This window comes from Candidatus Thermoplasmatota archaeon (genome assembly GCA_030018475.1).
In the GTDB taxonomy this organism is placed as follows: Archaea; Thermoplasmatota; JASEFT01; order JASEFT01; family JASEFT01; genus JASEFT01.
Window position 1 is genome coordinate 1 of record JASEFT010000109.1, and the last position, 973, is coordinate 973.

At 46.5% G+C, this 973-nt stretch carries 2 protein-coding genes; both read right to left on the minus strand.

Annotated features, from left to right (window positions below):
• Window positions 1-271 (minus strand): benzoyl-CoA reductase, bzd-type, subunit Q (locus QMD21_07790; GenBank protein MDI6856664.1); only part of this gene is annotated, 271 nt, incomplete at its 3' end.
• A gap of 6 nt (window positions 272-277) precedes the next feature.
• Window positions 278-973 (minus strand): acyl-CoA dehydratase activase (locus QMD21_07795; GenBank protein ID MDI6856665.1); only part of this gene is annotated, 696 nt, incomplete at its 5' end.

Consider the following 973-nt stretch of genomic DNA (forward strand, 5'->3'; position numbering starts at 1 on the left):
CTCGTCCGTAACCAGTTCCTACAATGTAATGAATATTTTCTATTTTAAGACCTGTTCCTTCCAGTGCCCAATCCATTCCCTTCCTGGCACTCTCAGGACTGTCTGAGCCAGTTCGCATATTGCTGTAGCAGAAGAGCTTACCGTCAGTCATCACAACAGCTTGAGTGCTTACAGAGCCGACGTCGACTCCTGCAGTGATAACTTTGGCACTACGCCAATCGATTTCTGGCGAAGTCCACCTTGACTCTGGCCATCGCCAATACTCTTTCATTATTTTTCACCTCTTTTTTTCGGAACGCTCTGCCGCGATGAGAGCTGCGCCTAGCGCGCCTACTAACTCAGGCTCCTTCGGTATTAATAAGTCGGTGTTCAGCTCTCTTTTCAGAGATTCTACAAATCCAATATTTTTCGCCAAGCCGCCGACAAGAGTTACATCTTTTTCCACGCCTATCCTACGCACCATAGAAACTATCCTGCTCGCTATCGCATCGTGTACTGCCCTTGCAATATCCTCTTTGGGCGTTTTTGAATGAATTAATGAGACTACCTCAGATTCTGCAAAAATAGCGCACTGAGCGTTCATAGGTATAGCTTTTTGCGATTTGAGTGCTAATGCACCAAAATCTTCAAGTTTCACTTCTAACGCTCTTGCCATAGCCTCTGTAAATGCACCAGCTCCAGCCGCGCATTTCTCGTTTATAGCAAAGTCTATAACTTTTCCACTGCTGTCGCACCTTACAGCTCTGCCTTCCTCCGCACCCACATCAATTACTGTTCTTGCCGATGGAAACAGAAAGACAGCGCCTCTGGCGGATGCGCCAACTTCTGTAACATCGTCGTTAGCGAAAGGTACGTCTTTTCTGCCTGCACCAGTGACTGTAATATGCTCTATTTGGTGACGTACTAAACCTGCTTTTTGCTGAGCTTCGCTTAATGCTTCGACTGCAGAAGATCTCTGGTCAAATCCACTTAA